The 23,713-nt window shown below is 70.7% G+C and carries 23 protein-coding genes and 1 riboswitch; of the genes, 7 read left to right on the top strand and 16 right to left on the bottom strand.

Going from position 1 to position 23,713, the window contains the following annotated elements; translation table 11 throughout:
• Nucleotides 1-205: 205 nt before the first annotated feature.
• The 6 genes from VKT83_15285 to thrC form a co-directional block, all read right to left on the bottom strand.
• Complete coding sequence (locus VKT83_15285; GenBank protein ID HLY23827.1) at nt 206-1,762, bottom strand: carboxyl transferase domain-containing protein; 1,557 nt, start codon at nt 1,760-1,762, stop codon at nt 206-208.
• 12 nt (nt 1,763-1,774) lie between these two features.
• A complete protein-coding gene (locus VKT83_15280; GenBank protein ID HLY23826.1) occupies nt 1,775-3,190 on the bottom strand; it encodes a hypothetical protein in 1,416 nt (471 codons plus the stop codon).
• 115 nt (nt 3,191-3,305) lie between these two features.
• The gene (locus VKT83_15275) at nt 3,306-3,911 is read right to left on the bottom strand and encodes a GerMN domain-containing protein (GenBank protein HLY23825.1); all 606 of its coding nucleotides are present in this window, start codon (nt 3,909-3,911) and stop codon (nt 3,306-3,308) included.
• The gene (gene ligA, locus VKT83_15270) at nt 3,908-5,971 is read right to left on the bottom strand and encodes an NAD-dependent DNA ligase LigA (protein HLY23824.1); all 2,064 of its coding nucleotides are present in this window, start codon (nt 5,969-5,971) and stop codon (nt 3,908-3,910) included. The genes VKT83_15275 and ligA overlap by 4 nt, the downstream gene beginning before the upstream one ends.
• A gap of 91 nt (nt 5,972-6,062) precedes the next feature.
• Nucleotides 6,063-6,338 (bottom strand): MoaD family protein, encoded by a 276-nt coding sequence (locus VKT83_15265; protein HLY23823.1) that lies wholly within the window; start codon nt 6,336-6,338, stop codon nt 6,063-6,065.
• A gap of 25 nt (nt 6,339-6,363) precedes the next feature.
• A complete protein-coding gene (gene thrC / locus VKT83_15260; GenBank protein HLY23822.1) occupies nt 6,364-7,596 on the bottom strand; it encodes a threonine synthase in 1,233 nt (410 codons plus the stop codon).
• A gap of 79 nt (nt 7,597-7,675) precedes the next feature.
• Nucleotides 7,676-7,788: riboswitch (SAM riboswitch) on the bottom strand.
• 106 nt (nt 7,789-7,894) lie between these two features.
• On the opposite strand from thrC, the gene VKT83_15255 reads away from it, so the two are divergent.
• Genes VKT83_15255 through VKT83_15240 form a run of 4 tightly spaced genes read left to right on the top strand, consistent with a single transcriptional unit; the run spans nt 7,895 to nt 12,264 of the window.
• Nucleotides 7,895-8,710 (top strand): prolipoprotein diacylglyceryl transferase, encoded by an 816-nt coding sequence (locus VKT83_15255; protein HLY23821.1) that lies wholly within the window; start codon nt 7,895-7,897, stop codon nt 8,708-8,710.
• The gene (locus VKT83_15250; protein ID HLY23820.1) at nt 8,707-10,119 is read left to right on the top strand and encodes an amidase; all 1,413 of its coding nucleotides are present in this window, start codon (nt 8,707-8,709) and stop codon (nt 10,117-10,119) included. The genes VKT83_15255 and VKT83_15250 overlap by 4 nt, the downstream gene beginning before the upstream one ends.
• Nucleotides 10,119-10,703, top strand: coding sequence for a twin-arginine translocation signal domain-containing protein (locus tag VKT83_15245; protein ID HLY23819.1), 585 nt, complete (start codon nt 10,119-10,121; stop codon nt 10,701-10,703). Before VKT83_15250 ends, VKT83_15245 begins: the two co-directional genes overlap by 1 nt.
• Nucleotides 10,690-12,264, top strand: coding sequence for a GMC family oxidoreductase (locus VKT83_15240; protein HLY23818.1), 1,575 nt, complete (start codon nt 10,690-10,692; stop codon nt 12,262-12,264). Before VKT83_15245 ends, VKT83_15240 begins: the two co-directional genes overlap by 14 nt.
• On the opposite strand, the gene VKT83_15235 is transcribed toward VKT83_15240, so the two are convergent.
• Nucleotides 12,243-12,599 (bottom strand): hypothetical protein, encoded by a 357-nt coding sequence (locus tag VKT83_15235; GenBank protein HLY23817.1) that lies wholly within the window; start codon nt 12,597-12,599, stop codon nt 12,243-12,245. The genes VKT83_15240 and VKT83_15235 overlap by 22 nt on opposite strands.
• 134 nt (nt 12,600-12,733) lie before the next feature.
• Between VKT83_15235 and VKT83_15230 the strand changes: the two genes are divergently transcribed.
• The gene (locus VKT83_15230; protein HLY23816.1) at nt 12,734-12,931 is read left to right on the top strand and encodes a hypothetical protein; all 198 of its coding nucleotides are present in this window, start codon (nt 12,734-12,736) and stop codon (nt 12,929-12,931) included.
• 8 nt (nt 12,932-12,939) lie between these two features.
• On the opposite strand, the gene VKT83_15225 is transcribed toward VKT83_15230, so the two are convergent.
• On the bottom strand, nt 12,940-13,620 hold the full coding sequence (locus VKT83_15225) for a Crp/Fnr family transcriptional regulator (protein HLY23815.1): 681 nt from the start codon (nt 13,618-13,620) through the stop codon (nt 12,940-12,942).
• A 178-nt stretch (nt 13,621-13,798) separates the two neighbouring features.
• On the opposite strand from VKT83_15225, the gene VKT83_15220 reads away from it, so the two are divergent.
• Both VKT83_15220 and VKT83_15215 read left to right on the top strand, forming a co-directional pair.
• The gene (locus tag VKT83_15220) at nt 13,799-14,119 is read left to right on the top strand and encodes a hypothetical protein (protein HLY23814.1); all 321 of its coding nucleotides are present in this window, start codon (nt 13,799-13,801) and stop codon (nt 14,117-14,119) included.
• A gap of 165 nt (nt 14,120-14,284) precedes the next feature.
• A complete protein-coding gene (locus VKT83_15215; protein ID HLY23813.1) occupies nt 14,285-14,470 on the top strand; it encodes a hypothetical protein in 186 nt (61 codons plus the stop codon).
• Nucleotides 14,471-14,533: 63 nt separating this feature from the next.
• On the opposite strand, the gene VKT83_15210 is transcribed toward VKT83_15215, so the two are convergent.
• The 8 genes from VKT83_15210 to nuoH are packed head-to-tail and all read right to left on the bottom strand — an operon-like array spanning nt 14,534 to nt 23,706.
• Entirely contained in the window at nt 14,534-16,474 is a 1,941-nt protein-coding gene (locus VKT83_15210) for a heterodisulfide reductase-related iron-sulfur binding cluster (protein HLY23812.1), read from the bottom strand.
• A gap of 17 nt (nt 16,475-16,491) precedes the next feature.
• A complete protein-coding gene (locus VKT83_15205) occupies nt 16,492-17,931 on the bottom strand; it encodes an NADH-quinone oxidoreductase subunit N (protein HLY23811.1) in 1,440 nt (479 codons plus the stop codon).
• Nucleotides 17,928-19,469 carry an NADH-quinone oxidoreductase subunit M gene (locus tag VKT83_15200; GenBank protein ID HLY23810.1) on the bottom strand — a complete coding sequence of 514 codons (1,542 nt, stop codon included), beginning with the start codon at nt 19,467-19,469 and terminating at the stop codon, nt 17,928-17,930. The genes VKT83_15205 and VKT83_15200 overlap by 4 nt, the downstream gene beginning before the upstream one ends.
• Entirely contained in the window at nt 19,466-21,439 is a 1,974-nt protein-coding gene (gene nuoL / locus VKT83_15195) for an NADH-quinone oxidoreductase subunit L (GenBank protein ID HLY23809.1), read from the bottom strand. The genes VKT83_15200 and nuoL overlap by 4 nt, the downstream gene beginning before the upstream one ends.
• On the bottom strand, nt 21,436-21,741 hold the full coding sequence (gene nuoK / locus VKT83_15190; protein ID HLY23808.1) for an NADH-quinone oxidoreductase subunit NuoK: 306 nt from the start codon (nt 21,739-21,741) through the stop codon (nt 21,436-21,438). Before nuoK ends, nuoL begins: the two co-directional genes overlap by 4 nt.
• Complete coding sequence (locus tag VKT83_15185; GenBank protein HLY23807.1) at nt 21,738-22,244, bottom strand: NADH-quinone oxidoreductase subunit J; 507 nt, start codon at nt 22,242-22,244, stop codon at nt 21,738-21,740. Before VKT83_15185 ends, nuoK begins: the two co-directional genes overlap by 4 nt.
• A 5-nt stretch (nt 22,245-22,249) precedes the next feature.
• Nucleotides 22,250-22,723, bottom strand: coding sequence for an NADH-quinone oxidoreductase subunit NuoI (nuoI, locus tag VKT83_15180; GenBank protein HLY23806.1), 474 nt, complete (start codon nt 22,721-22,723; stop codon nt 22,250-22,252).
• A complete protein-coding gene (gene nuoH / locus VKT83_15175; GenBank protein HLY23805.1) occupies nt 22,720-23,706 on the bottom strand; it encodes an NADH-quinone oxidoreductase subunit NuoH in 987 nt (328 codons plus the stop codon). Before nuoH ends, nuoI begins: the two co-directional genes overlap by 4 nt.
• Nucleotides 23,707-23,713: the final 7 nt, after the last annotated feature.

Here is a 23,713-nt window from a genome sequence, read left to right as displayed (position 1 = left end):
CTGCGGGTGTCGGGAAGCTACTATCGCGGCAATGCGTACGTCCTCACCGCGGACGGTCCCGAGGGGACCGTCCGATCGACGTTTGAGGTGACCGTTACGAACGGTGCGCCGAGAACTCTATCGGGCCATTATGACGTTGTGTCGAGCGGGCCGGGCTGCGATGCGGACTCGGGACGATTGACCGCAACGGCCCGGTGAGGGGCCGCTACAGCGGGATGTTGCCGTGCTTGCGCGGCGGGTTGCGGTCGCGCTTCCCGGCCAGCATCTCGAGCGCGGAGATGAGACGCGGCCGCGTCTCGCGCGGCTCGATCACGTCGTCGATGTATCCGCGGGACGCGGCGACGTACGGCGTCGCGAACTTGGCGCGGTACTCCGCGGCGAGACGGGCCCGCATCGCTTCCCGGTCGGCGGCGGCGTCGAGCTCGCGGCGGAAGACGATGTCGATCGCGCCTTCGGGCCCCATCACGGCGATCTCGGCGGTCGGCCACGCCAGGTTGAGGTCGCCGCGGATGTGCTTGCTCGACATCACATCGTAGGCGCCGCCGTAGGCCTTGCGGGTGATCACGGCGAGCTTCGGCACCGTGGCCTCGCAGTACGCGTAGAGCAGCTTGGCCCCGTGCTTGATGATGCCGCCGTGTTCCTGCGCCGTGCCGGGCAGGAACCCCGGGACGTCGACAAAGGTCACGAGCGGGATGTTGAACGCGTCGCAGAACCGGACGAACCGCGCGCCTTTCACGGAACTGTTGATATCGAGGACGCCGGCCAGGACCGCGGGTTGCTGCGCGACCACGCCGACGGAGCGGCCGCCGAGACGCGCGAAGCCGACCACGAGGTTCGGCGCGAACAACTCGTGGACTTCGAGAAAGTCGCCCCGGTCGACGATGCGCGTGATCACGTCGCGCATGTCGTACGGCCGGTTCGGATCCGCCGGTACGAGGGTATCGAGCGACGGGTCCATCCGCCGCGGATCGTCCGCGGCATCCGCGCGCGGCACCTCGTCGAGGTTGTTCTGCGGGAGAAACGCGAGCAGCCTCCGGATCAGGGCAAGCGCGTCCTCGTCGGAGTCCGCGACGAAATGCGCGACGCCGCTGCGGGCGGCATGGACCTCCGCGCCGCCGAGGTCCTCCAGGGTGACCTCCTCGCGCGTCACCGTCTTGACGACCTGCGGCCCGGTGACGAACATGTAGCTCGTCCCGCGCACCATGATCGTGAAATCCGTAATCGCCGGCGAGTAGACCGCGCCGCCCGCGCACGGCCCCAGAATGGCCGAGATCTGCGGCACCACGCCGCTGGCGAGCGTATTGCGCAGGAAGATCTCGGCGTAGCCGCCGAGGCTCGCGACGCCCTCCTGGATGCGGGCGCCGCCGGAATCGTTGAGGCCGATCACCGGCGCGCCGTTGCGCACGGCGAGATCCATGATCTTGCAGATCTTCGCGGCGTGCGCCTCTCCGAGCGAGCCGCCGAGGACCGTGAAGTCCTGAGAAAAGACGTAGACGAGCCGCCCGTGGACGGCGCCGTACCCGGTGACGACGCCGTCGCCCGGAGCCTCCGTCTTGTCCATGCCGAACTCCATGGCGCGGTGGGCCACGAAGCGGTCCAGTTCGACGAAGGTGCCGGGATCGAGGAGGTCGGCGACGCGCTCGCGCGCGGTGAGTTTGCCCGCGTCGTGCTGCCGGGCGATCCGCTCCGTCCCGCCGCCCGACTCGGCGCGGGCGCGGCGCGCGCGCAGTTCTTCGAGGCGCCGGTCCGCCGGCTCCGACACCCCGCGGCTCTCCTATGCCTGCGCGGCCGGCTTGGACAGGACGCGAATCGAGATGATGGCGTGCTTGAAGAACAGCTCGAGCCCGTCCGCGGTCTCGATGAGCAGCGCGTAGGTGCCGGCGTCCCGGACGATCGCGCCGGCGACCTCGTAGCCGTCGCGGCAGCGCAGGTGCACGGGCGTCCGTTCGACAATCAGCGACCGGTAGAATCCGTCCTCGACGCCGGAGCCGCGCCCGGCGCGTACCCCGGATCCCGATTCCGGCGTGTCGTGCTGCACGGCCATCTCCATCCCCCCCTTTGCCCCGTCTGACGCAAGACCTCCGGCCGCTCCTGTGCCTGCGGGCGTCTTTGGCTCACGCCGTAGGCCCAGCGCCAAAGATGCGCCTCCTGCCCCGTCCGACGCGGGGCCTCCGGCCTGCGGCCCCGTCGCCCGCGGACCGGTCCGCGGACCGCCGTCAATCGGGCCGGATTCGCGGGCCGGCGGATCGACGCGGCCGGGCCCGCCGTGGACGGCATCGAGACGCCGTGGCGGCAGCGCGTGCACCGGCGCGATCCGCGACTCCCCGCGGCCGCCGTCGGCGGCGATGTCGTGAAACTCCGCGGAGGCCGCGGGCCCGCCGTGCTGCGGATCCCGGCGCGGACCGGGGCCGGGATCAGGCGCCGCGTCCTGTACGAAGTGGCGCATCGACTCGAGCCGGTCCCGCCGCTGCTGCGAGCGCGACGGCTCGACGACGAACGCGGCCTCCAGCAGCCACCGGGTCACGCCATCGAGCGCGGCCGTGATCGCCGGCTCGACCCTCTCGTCCGGCACGGCCGCCCCCGCGGCGAATGCCGCGTCGTTGAAGGCCGTCCCGACAAACGTCTGCGGCTCGCCGGCGCCGCGCCCCGGCGGGCCCGCGCGGGCGGAGAGGGCCACGAGCACCACCGGCCGGTCGAGGAACGTCACCGTGCCGACGCGGTCCAGGCTCAGGTCGCCGTGCGGCACGTCGAGCGCGTCGCGCACCGCGGCGATCGTGGCCGCGGCCAGCGCGCGGGGGCGCTGCGCCGCCCCACCCCGCCCGCGCGCCTGGCCCGTCGCAGACCGCACGTCGGAACCGCGCGTCCACTGCAGCTTCACCGTGACGGCGAGGTCGGCGGTCGTCGCCGTTTCCTCGACGCGGGCGACGCGAAAATGCGGGATCTCGTTCGGCTGCACGCCGGCCCGCAGCTGCGTGACGCGTACCCGCCAGTCGTCGATCGGAATGCCGAACCGGGACTGCAGCGCCGCGAGAACGCCGTGGCGCAGCCCGCGGCTGTCGGAGGCGTTCTCAGTCGTCACGTAGACGTACGAAATGTCGCCCGCCGGACCCGTGAGGACGCGCGCGGAGGACACGCCGTCGAGCCCTTCCAGAAACCGCTCGATCTCGTCGGCGAAGATTTCGCGGGGCATGGGCCGCCTATTCTCCCATGCCGGAAGCGGTCCCTCCCCCTCTTACGGGACCTCCGGCGCATTCGCGCCTCCTGTCCCCTCTTACGGGGGACCTCCGGCGCATTCGCGCCTCCTGTCAGAACGTCGGCATCGCGGCGGGGCGGAGCATCGGCGCGCCGATAAGCAGCCCTTCGCCGCCGAGCGTGTCCACCCGGCGGCCGCCGATTAGCAGCTGCGCGGACGTGATGCCCGGGAACTGGGTCGCGGTATAGACGACCTGCCAGACGCGCGCGAGCATGCTGCTCGACCCGCCGCCCTGCGCGAAGGCCACGCCGAGATCGACGGTCGCACCACCGCCGGCGAGGGTAAGGGCGCGCAGAGTGGTGCCCGGCGGGATTTCGGTCGTGAGACCGCGCGCGCGCTCCGCGCGGGAGGGCCCGTCGAGCAGCGCCCGCAGCGCCTCGGCCGCAAGCGCCTCCCGCGGTCCGACAACGACGCGCCGGTGGACAGCGGCCAGAGTCTGTGAACGGCCACCCGCCTCGGTGCGCACGAAGAACACCTGGACCTCGGTGCGGGCGGGGCCCGTCGCAGGGCCGTGTCCCGGCTGGATCACCCGGAGCGACCGGCCGGCGACGACCGCGGTCGCGACCAGCGCGGCGATGACGGCGATCCACATCAAAACCGGCCGGTCCCGGCGGCGGCCGGCGCGGCGGCCGCCGCGCCGGTGCGGGCGAGGGCTCACGAGGATCCCTCGTCCAGAAGCCGCAGGAACTCCGCCTCGTCCAGCACCCGCACACCGGCCTTCTTCGCGCGCGCGAGCTTGCTGCCCGGCTCCTCCCCCGCCACCAGGTAGTCGGTGTTCTTGGTCACGCTCTCGATCACGGCTCCGCCGAGCGCGGCGACGCGGGCGGCGGCGTCCCGGCGCGACATCGCGGCGAGCGTCCCGGTAAAGACGACGCTCTTCCCGGCGAGCGGCCCCGCCACGGCGGCCGCGGGCGGCGCCGGCTCGACGCCGACCTGCCGCAGCTTGCGTACGAGCGCCTGGGACTCGTCCTTGGCGAAGAATGCCGCGACGCTCTCGGCGATCGTCGGCCCGATTCCCGGCACGGCCGCGATCTCCTCCGCGGACGCGGCCGCCAGCGCTTCGAGCGTCCGAAAGCGCGCCGCCAGCAGTTCCGCGACGTGCTCGCCGGCGTGCCGGATCCCGAGGGCGTAGATCAGGCGGCCGAGCGCCGGCCGCCGGCTCCGGTCGATCGCCGCGATCACGTTCTCCGCCGATTTGTCCGCCATGCGCTCGAGGGTGAGGATCTGCTCCCTCGTCAGGCGGTAGAGGTCCGCGGGATCCTCGATCAGCCCGCGGTCGAGCAGCCCTTGTAAGAATCGGGGGCCCACGCCGTCGATGTTCACGCCGCCCCGCGAGGCAAAGTGGATCAGACGGTTCAGAATCTGCGCCGGACAGATCGCGCCGCCGCTGCAGCGCGCGACCGCTTCACCCGGTCGCCGTTCAACCGGCGAGCCGCAGATCGGACACGTCGCCGGCATCTCAAACGGCCGCTCCTCGCCCGTGCGCTTCTCCGTCAGCACCCGGACGATCTCGGGAATGACCTCGCCGGCCCGCCGCACGATCACGCGGTCGCCGATGCGCACGTCTTTGCGCCGCATCTCGTCTTCGTTGTGCAGGCCTGCCCGGCGCACGATCACGCCCGACACCCGCACGGGATCCAGGTCCGCGACCGGCGTCAACGCGCCCGTCCGGCCGACGCTGACGAAGATGTCGGCCACCCGCGTCTCGGCTTCTTCGGCCGGGAACTTGTACGCGATCGCCCAGCGCGGCGCCTGACTGGTCGCCCCCAACTCGGCCTGCTGATCGAGCGAATCCACTTTGACGACCACCCCGTCAGTGCCGTACGGCAGCGCCGCCCGCTTCGTCTGCCATTCCTCGACGTACCGCAGCACGTCGTCGAGCGTCTCGTGCCGGCGCACGTGCGGGTTGACCGGCAGGCCGAGCTTCTCGGCCCACCGCAGGGCTTCGACGTGCGTGCGGAAGCGGACGCCCGGCACGGCGCCGACCTGGTAGATGAACAGGCCGAGCGGACGCGACGCCGTGATCGCGGGATCGAGCTGCCGCAGCGAGCCCGCCGCGGCGTTGCGGGCATTGGCGAACAGCGGCTGGCCGGCGCGGGCCCGCTCCTCGTTGACCCGCTCCAGTTCCCGCGTCTGAAGGTAGACCTCGCCGCGAAACTCGGCGAACTCCGGCGCCCCTGTCTCGCCCCCGCGCAGGCGCAGCGGGAGCGGCGCGACCGTCCGGAGGTTCGGCGTGACGTCCTCGCCGCGCACGCCGTCGCCCCGTGTGGCGCCGCGCGCGAACACGCCGCGCTCGTACACCAGCGAGACGGCCGCGCCGTCCATCTTCAGCTCGCAGACGAACGCGATCCGCGTCTCGGGCCCGCCGAGCGCGGCCACGACGCGGCGATGCCACGCCCGCAGCTCGTCCTCGCCGAACGCGTTGGCGAGGCTGAGCATGGGGTACGGGTGCGTAACGGTCTGGAACGCCGCGGACGGCGGCGCGCCGACCCGCTGCGTCGGTGAATCGGGCGTGACGAGGTCCGGGTGGGCGGCCTCGAGATCGCGCAGTTCCTGGACGAGCGCGTCGTACGCCTCGTCCGAGATCTCCGGGGCGTCGAGCACAAAGTATTGATGGATGTGGTGGCGGATCTGCTCGCGCAGCGCCTCGATCCGGCGGCGGACGTCCGAGGGTGCTTCGCGGCCGCGCGTCCGCTCGTGGTGGGACTTCGCCGTCACGGGTCTGCCTTCGGCGCGGGGTGCCGGGCTCCTCGGACCCTGTCTTGCGCAGGACCTCCGCCCGCTTCGCGGCCTCCTGCCGGGCCGCGCTCTAACCGCCGGCCATTGCGGGGACGATCGACACCTCCGCGCCGTCGGCGAGCGGCGTCCGGAGCCCGCCGAGGAACCGGATGTCGCGCTCGTTGACGAAGATGTTGACGAACCGCAACACTTCACCCTGCTCGTCGACGATCCGCGCGCGAAGGCCGGGAAATCGCCGGTCCAGCTCGTCGATCGCCTGCGCGAGGTCGGCCCCGCCGACCTCGACCAACCGCTCGCCGTTCGTCAATTGGCGCAGCGGCGTGGGAATCCGTACACGTACCGCCATGAGAACTCTCTCCTCCAATCCCGATCTACGCGGACGCCGCCTGCAGCACCCGCTCTTCGAACGAGGCCAGCGTCGGCTTGATCCGCACGGGCGCTTCGAGCCGCGACTCCACCGCCTCGAGCGCCTTCAGCCCGATCCCGGTGATGTAGGCGACCACCGTCTCGTCCGGATCGATCGCGCCGGCGACCGCCAGCTTGCGCAGCACACCGACCGTGACGCCGCCGGCCGGCTCCGTAAAGATTCCTTCGGTCTCGGCGAGCAGGCGGATCGCCTCGACCGTCTCCTCGTCCGAGACGGCCTCGACGGCCCCGCCCGTCCGGCGCGCGATGTCGAGCACGTACGGCCCGTCGGCCGGGTTGCCGATCGCCAGCGACTTGGCAACGGTGTTGGGGATCACCGGGACCACGGTCTCGGTCTGCGCGTGGTAGGCGGTCGCGATGGGGCCGCATCCCTCCGCCTGCGCCGCGGTCATCCGGACCGTGTGCGGCGGGATCACCCCGAGCCGCTGGAACTCCTCGAAGCCCTTCTGGATCTTCACGAACATGTTGCCCGACCCGACCGGGACCACGACGCGGTCCGGCGCGCGCCAGCCGAGCTGCTCCGCGACCTCGAACGCGAGCGTCTTGGCGCCCTCGGAATAGTACGGCCGCAGATTGACGTTGGCGATCGCCCAGCGGTGCTCTTCTCCGATCTCGAGGCAGAGCCGGTTGACGTCGTCGTACGTGCCGTCCACCTCGACGATCATCGGGCGGTAGGCCGACGTGGCGATGACCTTCGCCCGCTCGAGGCCCGTCGGGATGAAGACGACCGCCCGGAGGCCGGCCTTCGCCGCGTGCGCGGCGACGGCGTTGGCCAGATTGCCGGTGCTCGCGCACGACACCACGTCAAACTTGAACGTGTGCACCGCGGCCAGCGCGCACGCCACGACGCGGTCCTTGAACGACCACGTGGGGTTGCGGGTATCGTTCTTGAGGTACAGGTTGCGGAGCCCGAGGGCCCGGCCGAGCCGTTCGGCCCGAACGAGCGGGTGGTAGCCGGGAGCGAGGTCCCAAGCCGGTACGCGTTGGACCGGAAGAAAATCCTGGTACCGCCAGATCGACGCCGGACCGGAGAGTATCCGCGTCCGCAGCGCCTCACCGTTCAGCCCGTCGTGATCGTACTGCACTTCAAGCGGGCCGAAACAGGCATCGCATACGAAGATCGGATCGAGCGCGTACCGCCGGCCACACTCGCGACACACCAGCTCCGTTGCTCCCATCTCTCCCCTCCCATCTGGTGCCGCGTCCGCATCCGGACGCAACAAAAATCCCCCTCCCAACTCCGAGGGGGATCTCTCCCTCTTATCTACCGGAATTGGTTCTTCCGCGGGATTTAGCACCACACCAGGCGGGAAAACCTGGTAGGCTGCCGGGTGTCATCGGGCCCGTCCCTCGACCACTCTGGATAAGAGTTGCTATTCAGTTGGTGCCTACGTTAGCATACACCACCCGGGGTGTCAATTGGCGCGCGCCCAACTGGGCCGCGCCCAACCGCATGCCGATGCTATACTGTCGGCGATGCACCCGGTGCTCTTCGAAGTCGGCCCGCTGACCGTGCGGTGGTACGGCGTCATGATGGGCCTCGCCCTGCTTCTCTCGATTCCGATCACCGCGCGTTTCGCCGTGCGCTTCGGCATCGACCGGGCCGTCGTCGATGCGATCGCCGTGCCGTTCCTCGCCGTCCTCGTCGTCGGGGCGCGGGCCGGATACGTCATCTCACACCTCTCGGAGTTCGCCGGCCGCCCGCTCGCGGCCGTCCTGCCGCCCTACGCCGGCCTCGCCTCGCACGGCTCGATCGCGGCGGGACTCGTCTTTCTCGCCTGGTGGTGTCCCCGGCACCGGGTGCCGGTGTGGCGGCTGCTCGACGCGATGGCGCCGGCGGTGCTCGTCGCGATCGTGTTGGTGCGGTGGGGCAACTTCATGAACGGCGAATTGTTCGGAGCGCCGACGTCGCTGCCGTGGGGCGTCGCCGTGTCGGGCCTTCCCGGCGGCCCCCGGCATCCGCTGCCGCTCTACGAGATCGCCGGAACGCTCGCGATCCTCGCCGGCGTCCTGGCGGCGGCGCGCAGGCGGCCGTTCGACGGCGCGGTCTGGTGGTCCGCGATCATTGCCTCGTCCGTGCTGCGATTTCTGCTCGACCTCCTGCGCCCCGAAGACCGCACCCCGTTATTCTTGACGCTCGGCCAGATCGCCGCGGTGGTCTTGCTCGGATGGGGTATTTGGTTTCTATGGATCGGCCGGCGCCGGACGGGCTCCCGCCCCGCGGAGTCGAACGCGGCGGAGCCGAACACGATGGTGCCCGTGCCGCCCACTCAACGCGAGGTGCGCCCGTGAACGCGACCGAGCTGTGTTTCCTGCCGGCGGCGGAGCTCGCCGCCGCCATCCGCGCCAAACGCGTCTCGCCCACGGAGGCGGTCGAGGCGGTCCTCGACCGGATCGCCACGGTGAACCCGTCGATCAACGCGCTGGTGACCGTGACGGAGGACCTGGCCCGCGCGACGGCGCGCGATATCGAGACGCGCCTCGCGCGCGGCGAGGCGGCCGGCCCGCTCGCGGGCGTGCCCGTCACGATCAAAGATCTCATCATGGTCAAAGGCGTGCGGACCACGTGGGGGTCGCGGATCTTCGAACGGTTCGTCTCGCCCGAGGACGCGCCCGCGGTCGAACGGCTTCGCGCGGCGGGGGCGGTGATCGTCGGCATGACGAACTCGCCCGAGTTTGGCTACCGTGCGACGACCGACAATCCGGTCTTCGGCGCGACCCGCAACCCCTGGAGTCTCGATCACACGCCGGGCGGATCCACGGGCGGCGGCGCCGCCGCCGTCGCGGCGGGCATGGGCCCGCTCACGATCGGCACGGACGCCGGCGGGTCGATCCGGATCCCGTCGAGCTGCTGCGGGATCGTCGGCTTCAAACCGACGCTCGGACGCGTGCCGATGGCGCCCGTCTTCGGAGGACTGGAGACGCTCTCGCACGCGGGACCGATGACCCGCACCGTGCGGGACGCGGCGCTCGCGATGTCCGTGATCGCGGGGCCGGATCCACGCGACCTGGCGTCGCTGCCGGATGACGGCACAGACTGGGCCCGCGCGGCCGAGGGGGACCTCACGAACGTGCGCGCCGCCTGGACGCCGGACTGGGGCTACGCGCCCGTCGATCCGGAGGTGCGCCGCCTCGCCGAGGCGGCAGCCCGCCGGCTCGAGGAGTCCGGGGCCCGCGTCGATGAGGGTTCGCCCCGTTTCACGGATCCGTCGGACGCGTTCAACGCGCTCTTTCCGGCGTCGGTCGCCGCGCGTCTCATCCCCTATCTCGCGGAGTGGCGGGCGAAGATGGACCCCGGCCTCGTCCGCTACATCGAGATGGGCCAGCGCCCGAGCGCCGTCGACTTCATCCAGGCCGCCAACGTCCGGCGCACGCTGAACGACGCGTTCCGCGAATTCTTCAAAACGTACGACCTCCTGCTCACGCCCACGCTCGCCGCGCCGCCGCTGCCGCTCGGGCGGCATATGTACGAGGAGATCGGAGACAAGGCGGTCGGCGCGCTCGGCTGGCTCGCGTTCACGTTCCCGATCAACATGACCGGATACCCCGCGATCACCGTGCCGGCCGGCTGGACCGCGGCGGGCCTGCCCGTCGGTCTGCAGATAGTGGGCCCGCGGTTTGCGGATGCGGCGGTCCTGCGCGCGGCCGCGGCGTTCGAAGCGAGGCAGCCGTGGGCCGACCGGAGGCCTACCCTGGCCTGATGCCCCCAAGACGCCGGCTCTCGCGCCGGACGCTGCTCGGCGCCGCGGCGGCGGCGTGCGCCGCCGCCGCGCTCGGCGTCTGGCGGTGGCTCAATGAGCCGGGCGGTCCGGCCTGGTCGCCGGCCCTTACGGCGACCGCACCCGGACCGGTGGCGGACGCGACGCTCGCGACCCTCGTGGCCGCCGCGCGTACAGTCATCGGCCGGCCCATCGACCCGGCGCACTACGCCGAGTATTTCAGGTGGCGCGCGGAGCATCTGCCGGGGTACCGCACGCTGTACGAGCGCTTCGCGGCGCGGATCGATCGCGACGCGCGGCGCACGGCCGGTTGCGCCTTCGCAGGCTGCGGAACGGCCGCCCAGGCGCGCGTTCTCCGGCCCGCCTCGCGCGCCCGCGCCCCCCGGTCGGTGCTCGACGCCGCCTGGATGGCGGCCGGCGGACGAGCCTGGGCCGCGTATGACCGATTCATCCTCGACGAGGCGCTCGCGCTGTTCGCCGTCACGGACGCGTGGATCCTGACAGGGTACGAGGGATGGCCGGGGACACCGCGCGGACTCGACCGCTACCGCCGTGCCCCGCGCTGATCGGCCCGCGGTCGCGATTGTCGGGTCCGGCATCGCCGGCGCCGCGATCGCCTATCTCCTCACCGCCCGTGGACATCGGGTCGAGATCTTCGAGCGCGGCCCGGCCTATCCGTACCCGCACGTGCCGCAGTTCGAGGACCGCTTCTTCCACCGCTATGACAACCCCGCCTACCGGTTGCCGTCCGATCTTCAAGGTCTGACGGTGTCCGGCACGTACGGCGGCGACGTCGACCATGAGCGTCACATGGTGATCGGTGGAACGGCGACGCACTGGGCCGGGATTACGCTTCGCATGATGCCGGAAGACTTCCGGACCAAAACGCTTTACGGGTTCGGCGACGACTGGCCGATCGGATACGATGATCTGGAGCCGTACTACGGCCGGGCGGAGGCGCTGCTCGGCGTGTCGGGCACCGACGCGGACAACCCGTTCGCGCCGCGGCGCTCGCGGCCGTTCCCGCTGCCGCCGTTCGAGTTAGGCTACGAGGACCGGATTCTCGCCGCGCGGCTTCGCGCGGCCGGGATCGTGCTGCACACGACGCCGCAGGCCGCGACGCGCGCCGCCTACGGCGACCGGCCCGGCTGCCAGAATTTCGGCGCTTGCGACGTCTGTCCGATCGGGGTCCGCTACTCCCCGAATTACCATCTGGCCTGCGCCGTCGCCACCGGCCGCTGCGTGATCCACCGCGAGACGTCCGTGAGGCGGATCGTCGCGGGCCCCACCGGCGGGCGCGCGGCGTCGCTCGTCTACCGCCCGAATGGGGCCGCCGCCGATCGGGAGTTCCGGGCGCCCGCCATCGTACTTGCCGGCGGCGCGATCGAGAACGCCCGCCTGCTGCTGCTGTCGGACCGCGACCGCCACCCGGACGGTGTCCCGCTTACGGATGTGGTGGGACGGCGTCTGACCTTCCACCATCTTTGGAGCGGCAGCCTGCGCTACGCCGAGCGAATGATGCCGGGCCGGCTCGGCCGATGGACGGGCCAGAGCCACCAGTTCCTGAGACCTCCGACGCGCGGCCGGCACGGCGCCGTAAAGGTCGAGTTCTCCGCGAACATCGTGCCGTGGTCGGAGGACGCCGCGGCCGGCGCCCGAAGCGGCGCCGAGGTGCTCGAACGGTTCGCGCCGCTGACGATGCTGCGGAACGTGACGCTGCACAGCGAGACCGCGCCCGAACCGGGGCGGACCGTGACGTTATCCTCCGCGCGGGACCGGTTCGGGGATCCGTACGCGCATGTCCATTACAACCTGAGTCAGTTCGACACAGCGACGTACGCCTACGGGCAGGGACTGTTCGACCGGTTTGCCAAGGCGACCGGCGCCGTCGACGCGCAGCTCCGCGGGATCGAAACGGTCTACTCCGGCGGGCACCACATGGGTACGTGCCGGATGGGCCGCGACGCCGGCGACGGCGCCGTCGATTCGTTCGGCGCGGTGCACGGCTGTCCGAACCTGTTCGTCGTCGGCGCCAGCATCTTCGTCGGGCCCGCGGCCGTCAACCCGACCCTGACAATCGTGGCGCTCGCGATTCGGACCGCGGACTATCTCGCCCGCACCCTGTAGCCGGCGAACCCGGGCTCGACCGGCTCCGTGGCCCATGACGGACTGAGCCCCCGCCGGGCACCCTCGGCTTCCGCCCGCCCGGCGATGAGGGAGTTCCCCCGCTCCGCCCGTTGGGCGGCCGCCTGTTGACCCTCGACGATCCGGAAGAGCCGGGCCGCCTCCCAGGATGTCAAATCACCGTGCTCGTACCGCGCCCACAGATCAGCCACGGGATCCGGCCCCAGCGGCCGGGCGCTTCGCATCGCAAACCAGACAAACCCTCCGAGCGCGGCCATTACCGTCGCCGCCACGAATAGCCCGAGTCCACACCCCGCGCCAAACAGTTCCGGCCACATCGCCATCGCCTCCCGGCTGTCGAATCACGGCCCAAGCGTACGGCGAACACGGACGCGCGGCTATGAACCGGCTCACAGCGCGCCCGGCCGGCTCGTGGTAATGATTGACTCAACGGTGCGTGAGGAGGGCGGAGATGACGGACTACTACAGCGTGCAAAAGATCGTGGAGGACGTTCGCGCGGAGGCGATAAAGACCGCGGCTCGGGAGCGACTGGCGTCACAGGCTGCCGTGGTCAAGCCCAAGAAGGGGCCGGCGGTGAGGCGCGTCACGGCGAGACTGCGCGCGCTTGCGTTGGCGGGCACCCGCCGCCCGGCATCGGCGGCGCAGTAGGTCGAGGCCTAGAGGATCTGCGCGCGCAGCCGTTCGATGTTCGTCAGCACCAGGCGCCCGCGCTCGAGACGGACGAGGCCTTGCGCGACATAATATCGCAGGCACTTGTTGATGCTCTCGCGGGTGGCGCCGACCATGCTGGCGAGGTCGCCCTGGGTGAGGCGCGGCCCGATCACCACGCCGCCGGGGACGGGTTTGCCCCGCGTCTCGGCGAGTTCGACAAGAAGACGAGTCACCCGCGTCCGCACGTCCGAAAACGCGGCGTCGTGCACCAGACGATCCGTGCGCCGCAGCCGCCGGCTCAAGGCGGCGAGAACGTTCACCGCCACCGACGGCGACTCGCGGAGAAGCCGGAGAAAATCCTCGCGCGGCAGAACGAGCGCTTGGGTGGGCCCGGTCGCGACCGCATCGGCTGATCGCGGCTCCCCATCGAGGAGCGCGAGATCCCCGAAGAACTCGCCCGGCCCGAGCAGCGACAACACGACCTCTTTGCCCTCCGCGCCGCCGAGGACAATCTTCACCTCGCCGGTCTCCACGACGTAGAGCGCGGTGCCCGGATCCCCCTCGCGGAAGACCGGCTCACCGGGACGGTAGCGGCGGCGCCGCAGGAGCGCGGCGACCTTCTCCAGCTCCGCCGTTGAGAGCTGGGCGAACAGCGGGCTGCGGACCAGTAACTCTCGCGGCGTCATCCGTGGCGCCTGTTCGACCTTCCCCGGAGCGATCCTGCGCTGCCGGACGCGTCTCCGGCGATCGTGTGATGCGTTTCACGCCCGCGCGGTGCGCGGGTTCATCGCCGTGCCGGTCCGAGACGAGTACGATGGCCCCGTCAACAAAAACGAACCGCCCAAATCGGGAGGAGGCAGGACAATGGAAACGATCCGGAAGGCGATCGGGTTCTCCGTGGTGGCGATCGTGCTGGCGGCGTCGGGCTCTCCGGTGTTCGTCGAGCACGACCTCAGTCAGGCGAACGCGCCGTACGTCGAGCACGACAACAACGTGGCATTGTCGCCGGTCATCGACGGTCACGAGATCAACCTGGCTGAGGCTCCGGCCGGGTTCGGCACCGAGGTTCGGGGCGAGACTTCGATCGGCTACGGCAGCGAGGTCCGGGGCGAGGCTCCGGCCGGGTTCGGCAGCGAACTTCGGGGCGAGGCTCCCGCCGGGTTCGGCAGCGAACTTCGAGGCTAGGTTCGGTTGATGCAATCCGAGGCGCGGCGGCCCTTCCGCACAGCCCCCCACCCCCGGGAGGGCCGCCCGCTTCCTCGGTCCACGCCGTTCCTCCCCCCACGACACGTTTGATTCAACCCATCCGCCGGGCAAAATGAATATCTCGTGAAAGGAGGAGGAACCGCTATGAATACGATTCGCAAGGCACTGGGCTTGCTGGTGCTCGCGGTGTTTCTGGTGTTGATGGCGGCCCCCGTTTTCGCGCACGGTGGCAGCGGCCAAGACGTCGCCCCGAACATCAACGCCTCTACTACGGACAGCGACTTGATCTCCTGGGGTGTCCTGCAAGACCACGAAACCGGTATGCAGTAGCACGGTAGCCATGGCGGCCCTTCCTATGGCCTGCGAAACGCAGGCCGGAAGGGCCGTCGTCCGTCAGTCGGCGACGCTTTTCCGCACGAGCTCCGCGACGTCCATCGGACGCCACGCGGCTTCCTTGGCCGCCTTGCTCTCCTCCAGCATCATCATGCAGAAGGGACACGCCGTCGCCACGACGTCCGCGCCGGTCTCGGTGATGTGGTCGCCCCGCACGTGGTTGACGCGCCGCCCCACGCGCTCGTCCACCCAGTAGAGACCGCCGCCGGCTCCGCAGCAGAAGCCCCGCTCGCGGCACTGCTCCATTTCCACGAGGCGCGCCCCGGGCAGCGCCCCCAGCACCTGCCGCGGCGCTTCGTACTCGCTGTTGTGCCGGCCGAGGTAGCACGGATCGTGGTATGTAATCGTGCCCTCCACCGAAGCGCCCGGCGTCAGGCGCCCCTCGGCCACCAGCCGCGCCAGCATCTGCGTGGAGTGCTGCACGTCAAACGACCCGCCGAATTGCGGATATTCGTTTTTCAGGGTGTTGTAGCAGTGCGGGCAGACCGTGAGGATCTTAGAGACGCCGTGGCGGCGCAGCGTGTCGATGTTCTTCTGGGCGAGGGTCTGAAACAGGTACTCGTTGCCCATCCGCCGCGCCGGGTCTCCCGTGCACTGCTCGGCATCCCCGAGGATCGCGAACTCCACGCCTCCCCGCCGCAGCAGGTCCACGAGGGCTCGGAGCGGCGCGTGATTTCGCTCGTTGAACGCGGAGGCGCAGCCGACCCACAGCAGCCACTCCGGGGATTGACCGTCGCTCACGATCGGAACGTCCAGGCCGTCCGCCCACGCCGTGCGGGTGATCCCGGCGCCGCGAAACGGCGTGCCCCGCACGTCGAGGCTCCGATTGGCCTCTTCAATCGTCTTGGGCACGCGCGCCTGCTCCATCATCAGGTGCCGGCGCATGCCCACGATTTTGTCGATGTGGTCGTTCGTTGCCGGACACTCTTCCACGCACGCCCCGCAGGTCAGGCACTGCCAGAGAAAATCGTCGGAAAACACTCCGCCGACCAGCGCGGGGGCGGCGTCGCCGGTCCGGGCGAGCATCTTGCGCAGATCGGTGTGGAGCCGCCGGGGGTCGAGCTCCTTGCCGGTGCTGTTGGCCGGGCATACCTCGGTGCAGCGGCCGCACTCCATGCAGGCAAAGGTGTCCAGGAGATCCTTCCAGGTCAGATGCTCCGGCGATGAAACGCCGACCACCTCGGCGTGCTCGATGTCGATCGGCTCGAGGGCGCCTCGATGGCGCTCCTTGCGCAGCATGATGTTTGGGACGAGGCTCACCAGGTGCAGGTGCTTTCCGTCGGGGATCAACGTCAGGAAGTACAGCACGATGAGCAGGTGCCCCCACAGCGCGGTCTCGTAGACGGCCCGCACGGACGCCGCCGTCGCCCCGGCGAAGAGCCGCGCGACAAGGCTCGACAGCCAGGCACTCGGCCCCCACGCCGGCCGCTCGAGCACGACTTGGGCGCCGCGCGAGACCAGCAGGGTGACCATGATGCCGGCGATCAGGATCAGGATGAGATAGGCGCCGCGGCGATCCTGCCCTTCGAGACGCTTGGTCCGGAGCACCACCCTGGACCACACCGCCATCCCGACGCCGGCCAGCACCAAGGCGATGAAGACGTCCTGCACCACGGCGAGAAGCGGCGACGCCCCGATCCACGGCAGCGTCCAGCCCGGCTGAATGACCTCGCCGGCGGCCTGGACGATCGTGGTCAGCAGCACGAGAAACCCCCAGAAGATGAACAGGTGCAGCAGCCCGAACAGCGGCCGCCGCAGCACCCTCCGGTGCAAGAGCACCTGCACCGCCAAGTCCCGCAGCCGCGCGGACAGCGGCGCGAGCGGCACGGGCCCGCGTCCCAGCCGAATGAGCCGATAGATACGATGAAGCTTGCTGAGGAAGATTGCGCCGGCAAGAACAATTAAGAGGATCAGAGCCACGGCGCGCAACACGGTGGGCATAGCGTACCCGGTAAGTTCTACTTGAGCAGCGCGGCAGCCTGCTGGACGGCGGCGGTCAGCCGCGCGGGAACGATCCCGTAGATCAGTACGCCGGAGGCGGCCGCGGCCAGCGCCGCCCCGGCCATCGCGCTCCGCCGCACCGTCACGTCCGCCGGCGCCTCGCCGGAGAACACGGTGTAGGCGACGCGCATATAATAGAACACCGACACCACGCTCGTGAGGACGCCCACGACCGCGAGGCCGGTTTGGCCGGCCGCGAGCGCCGCCCGGAACAGATACAGTTTCCCGATGAAGCCGCCGGCCGGCGGGAGCCCGGCCAACGAGACGAGACAGACGACGAGCGTCCACGCCGCCCACGGCGCCCGGCCCGCGAGGCCGGCGAGGTCGTCGAGGCGGTCGGCCTCCGCCCCGCGGCGCTCCAGCAGCACGAGCACGCCGAACGCCCCCAAGTTCATCGCTCCGTACACCGCGAGGTAGAAGAGCACCGCGCCGGCGCCGGCCGGCCCGCCGGCCGCCACACCGATCAGCAGATAGCCGGCGTGCGCGACGCTCGAGTAGGCCAGCAGGCGCTTCACGTTCGTCTGCGGCAGCGCGGCGAGATTCCCAAGCACCATCGTCGCGATCGCGAGCGTCTGGAGCATCGGCCCCCAGACGGGCGCCAAGTGCGCGAGTCCCTGCGGAAAGACCCGGATCAGCCCGGTGAACGCGCCGACCTTGGCCGCGACCGACATGAAGGCCACGGCGGGGAGCGGCGCACCCTCGTACACGTCCGGCGCCCAGTTGTGAAACGGCACCAGCGCGGCCTCGAAGCCGAGTCCAATCGTGAGCAGCGCGAGCCCGCCGCCGAGCAGCGGCGACGCCGGCACCGCGCCGAGGGCCCGCAGGTCGAGCGTGCCCGCCGCGCCGTACACCAGCGCCACGCCGTACACGAAAAACGCGGTCGCAAACGCGCCGAGCAGGAGGTATTTCAGGCCGGCCTCCTGCGAGCGTGCGCTGCGCCGGGCGATCGCCGCCAGGACGTAGAGCGGCAGACTGAGGACCTCGAGACCGAGAAACAGCACGATGAGATTACGGCTCGCGGCCATCAGCATCGCGCCCACGGCGCTGAGGAGGAGCAGCGCGCAGAACTCGCCGGCCGGCAGCCGCATGCGGCGGACGTATCCGTCGGCGAGCAGGACGCCGACGCCGGCGGTTCCGAGCGTGATGAGATCGGCGAGGCGCGTGATACCGTCGCGGACGTACATGCCGCCGAAGGCCGCGATCTCGGCCGGCGGGACCGGGGCGGCGGCGATCGCGGCGACACACACCCCCGCCACCGTGAGCCACGTGGTGACCGCGCCGCGGCGCTCGGCTTCGAGCGCGCCGCCGGTCGCCCAGGCATCTTGGAGCAGCACGGCGCACGCGGTCAGGACGAGGACCGCCTCCGGCGCCGCCGCGGCGAGGTCGTTCCAGGTCACGGCCGGACCACCGGGCCCCGGGGCGGTCTCGACGCCATCGCCGGAATCGGCGTGGACGTGGCGGGCGGCTTGAGCAGCGCCCTCACCGTCGCCTCGCTGCGGTCGAGCAGCGGACCGGGCACGAACCCTACCCAGAAGATAATCGCGATGAGCGGCGCCAGCACCGCGTATTCCCGCGGGCGGAGATCCGGCAGGCCCCGAAGATCGGCGCGCAGCGGCCCGTGGAAGATCCGGCCGACGAAGGCCAACAGATACGCCGCGGCGAGTACGATCCCGAGCGTGGCCAGTACCGCGTGGACCGGGTGCGTCTGGAACGCGCCGAGCAGGATCAGAAACTCGCCCACGAACCCGTTGGTGCCCGGCAGCGCGAGCGAGGACGCGACGACGATCAGCGTCACCGCCGCGAGCGCCGGGGTCGCCGCCGCGAGCCCGCCGTATGCGTCCGTGCGCGCGTGGCCGGTCCGGCCGATCAGCATCCCCGCGAGCACGAACAACGCCCCCGTGCTGACGCCGTGGTTGATCATCTGGAGGACGCTGCCCTGGACGGACTCAACGTTAAGCGCGAAGATGCCGAGCAGAATGAAGCCCATGTGGCTGAGGCTCCCGTACGCGAGCAGCCGCCGCAGGTCGTCCTGCGCCCACGCCACCGCGCCGCCGTACAAAATCCCGGCCACTCCGAGCGACGCGAGCAGCGGCCCCCACACGCGCACGGCGTCGGGAAACAGCGGCAGACAAAACCGCAGCAGGCCGTACGCGCCGGCTTTGGCCATCAGCCCGGCGAGCAGCACCGTCACCACCGGGGGGGCCTCGGCGTAGGCATCGGGCAGCCAGGTGTGCAGCGGCCAGACAGGCATCTTGATCGCGAACGCCACCGCGAACGCGCCGAAGAGCAGCGCCTCGAACGCCGGGGACACGCCGAGCGGCCGGGCGAGCAGCGCCGGCAGATCGAACGTCGGCGCGCCGAGGACCCGCCCGCCCTGCAGATAAACGGCGATGATCGCCAGCAGCATCAGCACGCTGCCGGACAGCGTGTACAGGAGAAACTTGATCGCGGCGCCGCGCCTCGCCGGCCCGCCCCACAACGCGATCAGGAAGTACATCGGAATGAGCATCGCTTCCCAAAACACGTAGAACAGGACGAGATCCTGCGCCAGAAACGTCCCCAGGAGGCCCGCCTCGAGCAGCAGCAGCGTCAGCACGAATCCTTGGCCGCGCTCCTTGACCTGGTCGGCCGAGACCACGATCGCCAGCGGCACCAGCAGCGCGACCAGCGCCGTCAGGCTGACCGAGAGGCCGTCGACGCCGAGATGGTAGCCGATGCCGGCCGCGGGCACCCACGCGGCGCGCTCTTCGAACTGCAGCCCGGACTGACCCGGGCGAAACGCGGTCCAGACCCACGCGGCGAGCAGAAACGCGAGGCCGGCGGCGGCGAACCCGACGGCGCGCGCGGCGCCGGGCCGGTGCCTCGGAACGGCGGCCACGGCGACGGCGCCCGCGATGGGCAGCGCGATCAGCGCGCTGAGCGCCCAGGCGCTCACGGCCGCCACAGCCAATACGCGAGGATCAGCAGCGTGCCGATCAGGACGAACGCCGCGTACTGCCGGAGGTACCCGCTTTGGAGGCGGCGGAGCGCCGCGCCGCTGCGCCCGATGCCGCCGGCGACGCCGAGGACCGCCCGATCGAGCACGGCGCGGTCGAACGCCGCGGCCCCGGCCGCGACCGCTCTCGACGGCGCCACCACGGCGACGGCGTAGAGATCCTCAATGAAGAAACGATGGGCGAGGAGCGTTCCGAGTCCCGGTGCCCGCCCACGAATTGCCCCGCGCGCGTAGACAAGCCATCCGAGGACGATGCCGGCCACCGCTACCGCGATGCCCGCGAGCAGAAGCAGCGCGTGCATCGCACCCTGCTGCTCGGCCGGCACGGCCGACCCGGCGGCCCGCGGCACCCCGGCCTCGAGCGCCGGCCGCAGCCACGCGGCGAGCGGAATGACATGCTCGAGGATGATCCCCATGACGACCGTGAGGAAGATCAGCGCCGCGACCGGCCACCACATCACCGGCGGGGGGTCGTGCGGCGCGGATCCGGCGGCATGCGCCCCGCCGGCGGACCGGGCGGGGCCGTCCGCCGAAGCGCCGGTGCCGGCCGACCCGCGGTCGGCAACCATGAACTCAAAGCCCCCGAACGTGAGCACGTAGGCGCGGGTGATGTAGAACGCCGTCAGGCCGGCCGTGATGAGCCCGACGGCCCACAGCCACACGTGCCCCGCCGCGAACACGTCGCCGAGGATCTGCTCCTTGCTGAAGAAGCCGGCGAGCGGCGGAATCCCGGCGAGCGCGAGCGCGCCCGCGCCGAAGGCCGCGGCCGTTTTCGGCAGCCGGCGGCCGAGGCCGCCCATCTTGCGCATGTCGGTCTCCCCGCCGAGCGCGTGCATCACCGCGCCGGCGGCGAGGAACAGCAGCGCCTTGAAGAACGCGTGCGTCATCAAGTGAAACATGCCGGCGCCCCATGCGGCGACGCCGACCGCGAGGAACATGTACCCCAACTGACTGATCGTCGAGTACGCCAGCAGGCGCTTCAGGTCCGGCTCCACGAGCGCCACGGAGGCCGCGAAGATCGCGGTGACGGCGCCGGTGACGGCCACGACGTCGAGCGCGAAGGGCGCCCGCAGATAGAGGGCGTGCAGACGGACGATCATGTAGACGCCGGCCGTCACCATCGTGGCGGCGTGAATGAGCGCGCTGACGGGTGTGGGGCCTTCCATCGCGTCGGGGAGCCAGACGTACAGCGGAAGCTGCGCCGACTTGCCCACCGCGCCGAGAAACAGCAGCAGCGCGATCGCGGTGGCCCCACTACCGCCGAGGGCCAGCCGGGAGGCGGCGTCCCGCGTGATCGCGGTGAAATCCAGCGTGCCGAACACCCCGAACGCGGCGAAGATGCCGAGCAGGAAGCCGACGTCCCCCAGGCGCGTGACGACAAACGCCTTGACCCCTGCCCGGGCGGCCGCCGGCCGGTCGAACCAAAACGCGATCAGCAGGTAGCTGCAGAGACCGACGCCCTCCCAGCCGATGAACATGACCGCGAGGTTGCCGGCCAGCACGAGCAGCAGCATCGCCGCCATGAACAGGTTCATGTACGCGAAGTAGCGGGCGAACCCGGGATCGCCCGCCATGTAGCCGATCGAATAGATGTGGATCAAGGTACCGACGCCGGCGACGACGCGGGCCATCGCCGCCGACAGCGGGTCCGCGAGCAGGCGAAACGGGATGACGACGGGGCCGGCGGTGATCCACCGGTACACGTCGACCTCGACGCTGCGCGACGCCGCGGGCAGCGCCGCGAGAGCCTGGAACAGCGCGACCGCGGCCGCGAACGACGCGGCCACCGTGGCGGAAGCAAACCACCCCGCCGCGCGGGCCGGCCACCGGCCGCCCCATAGGCCGAGCACGGCCCAGCCGGCGAGCGGCAGCAGCGGGATCAAGACGGCGGCGGCCGTCACGAGATTCATCCGCGGAGCGCGTCCGCGTCGTCGACGTCCACGGTCTCACGGGACCGGAACACGTCCACGATGATCGCGAGGCCGACCACGACCTCGGCCGCGGCCACCACCAGCACGAAGAAGACGAGCACCTGCCCGTCGACGGAGCCGTGAAGCCGCGCGAACGTGACCAACGTGAGGTTGACCGCGTTGAGCATCAGCTCGATCGACATGAAGACGATGAGCGCGGAGCGGCGCACCAGCACGCCCGCGGCGCCCATGGCGAACAGCACCGCGCTCAGCCCGAGATAGTACGCCGCGGGAACGCTCATGTTCGCGGCCCCAGGCGGCGCCCCAGCGCCACCGCGCCGATCATGCCGGCCAGCAGCACGAGCGACGCGGCCTCGAACGGCAGCAGGTACCGTCCAAACAGCGCGCGTCCCACGTCCTGGATGGTTCCGAACGAGGACGCGGGCGAGGCGGCGGGAGGATACGCACGCGCCACGAGGTCGATGAGGCCGGCGGCGAGCAGCGCGCACAGCGCGACGACGAGCGGCACCCCCGCGGGACCGGTGAAGGCGCCGCCCCCGAGGTACTCGCCCCTCTCGCCCAGCAGCATGATGATGAAGACGAACAACACGACGATCGCCCCGGCGTAAATGATGACCTGCGCCGCGGCGATGAACTGCGCGCCGAGCAGCAGGTAGTCGACGGCCAGGCTCATCAGCACGAGCAGCAGGCCGAGCGCGCTGTGCACGGGCCGCCGCGACAGCACCACGCCGGCGCCCCCGGCAAGCGCGCAGACGGCCGTGATCCCGAACAGGACCACGTCCACGCTACCTACACCTCACGGGCGGGATCGCGTCCGGACTCGCCCGGGTGCCGCTCGGTCAGGCGGTCTTTCGTGTAGATCAGGTCACCGCGCGTCGTGCCGCTCAGTTCGTACTCATGCCCCAGCACAATCGCCCCGGTCGGGCACGCCTCCTCGCAGAAGCCGCAGAAAATGCAGCGCAGCATGTTGATCTGAAAGTCGGTCGCGTACCGCTCGCCCTTGGAGTGCGGCGCCAGCGGGTCGTTCTCGGCCGCGCGCACGAAGATCGACTGGCTCGGACAAACGATGACGCACAATTCGCAGCCGACGCACCGTTCCATGCCGTCGGCGAAGAGGGTCAGGTAGTGCCGGCCCTTGAACCGCGGCTGCACGCCCGGCTTGCGGTCGGGGTACGACGTCGTCACGGGCGCCCGGAACAGATAGCGGCCGACGACGCCGAGCCCCTTGAGCATGGACCAAGCCTGGCGGAGGCGCCGGGTCACCGCGCGGCCCACACGATGAGGCACGCGGTCGCCGCGACGTTGAGCAGCCCCGCCGGGATGAGGATCTTCCAGCCGAGCGCCATCAGATGATCGTAGCGGACCCGCGGCAGCGTCGCCCGGACCCAGATGAAGAAGCAGACCACCAGGAAGACTTTGATCAGAAACCACAGCACCGGCGGCAGGAACGGCCCTCGCCACCCGCCGAGAAACAACGTGGTCACAAGCGCGCCCATCGTAATGACGCCGACGTATTCGCCGACGTAGAACATCGCGAACTTGAAGCCGCCGTACTCGGTTTGAAATCCGCCGATCAGCTCCTGTTCGGACTCGGGCAGATCGAACGGCGCGCGGTTCGTTTCGGCGAACGCCGCGATCAGAAACAGCACGAACGCGAGCGGCTGGCGCCAGATGAACCAGCCCCTCCCCTGCGCGTCGACGATGTCCACGAGGCTCAGCGACCCGGCGGCCATGATCACCCCGAGCACCGCGAGGCCGAGCGACAGCTCGTAGGACAGCACCTGGGCGCTCGAGCGCAGCCCCCCGATCAAGGAGTACTTGCTGTCGGACGACCAGCCGCCCAGGATCACGCCGTAGACCCCGATGCTGCTCGCGGCGAGCACGAGCAGGATACCGATGTTGACGTCGGCGATGTACAGCGTGACCTCGCGGCCGAACAGGCGCACCGGCGGGCCGATCGGGATCACCGCGTAAACGAACAGCGCCGCGACGACGGAGATCAGCGGCGCGGCCAGATACACGACGGCGTCCGCTCCGGCGGGGCGAAAATCTTCCTTAAAGATGAGCTTGATCCCGTCGGCGAGCGGCTGCAGGAGCCCCCACGGCCCGACCCGGTTCGGCCCGACCCGCAGCTGGAACCGCGCCAGCAGCCGGCGCTCGAGCAGCGTCGTGTAGGCGAACGCGGTCAGCACCCCGCCGAGCACCACCGCGCTCTTGATCGCGGCGACCAGCACCGTCGTTGCCATCGAGCGC

It is taken from the genome of bacterium (assembly GCA_035308905.1).
In the GTDB taxonomy this organism is placed as follows: domain Bacteria; phylum Sysuimicrobiota; class Sysuimicrobiia; order Sysuimicrobiales; family Segetimicrobiaceae; genus DASSJF01.
This window is presented reverse-complemented; position numbering and strand designations above follow the sequence as displayed.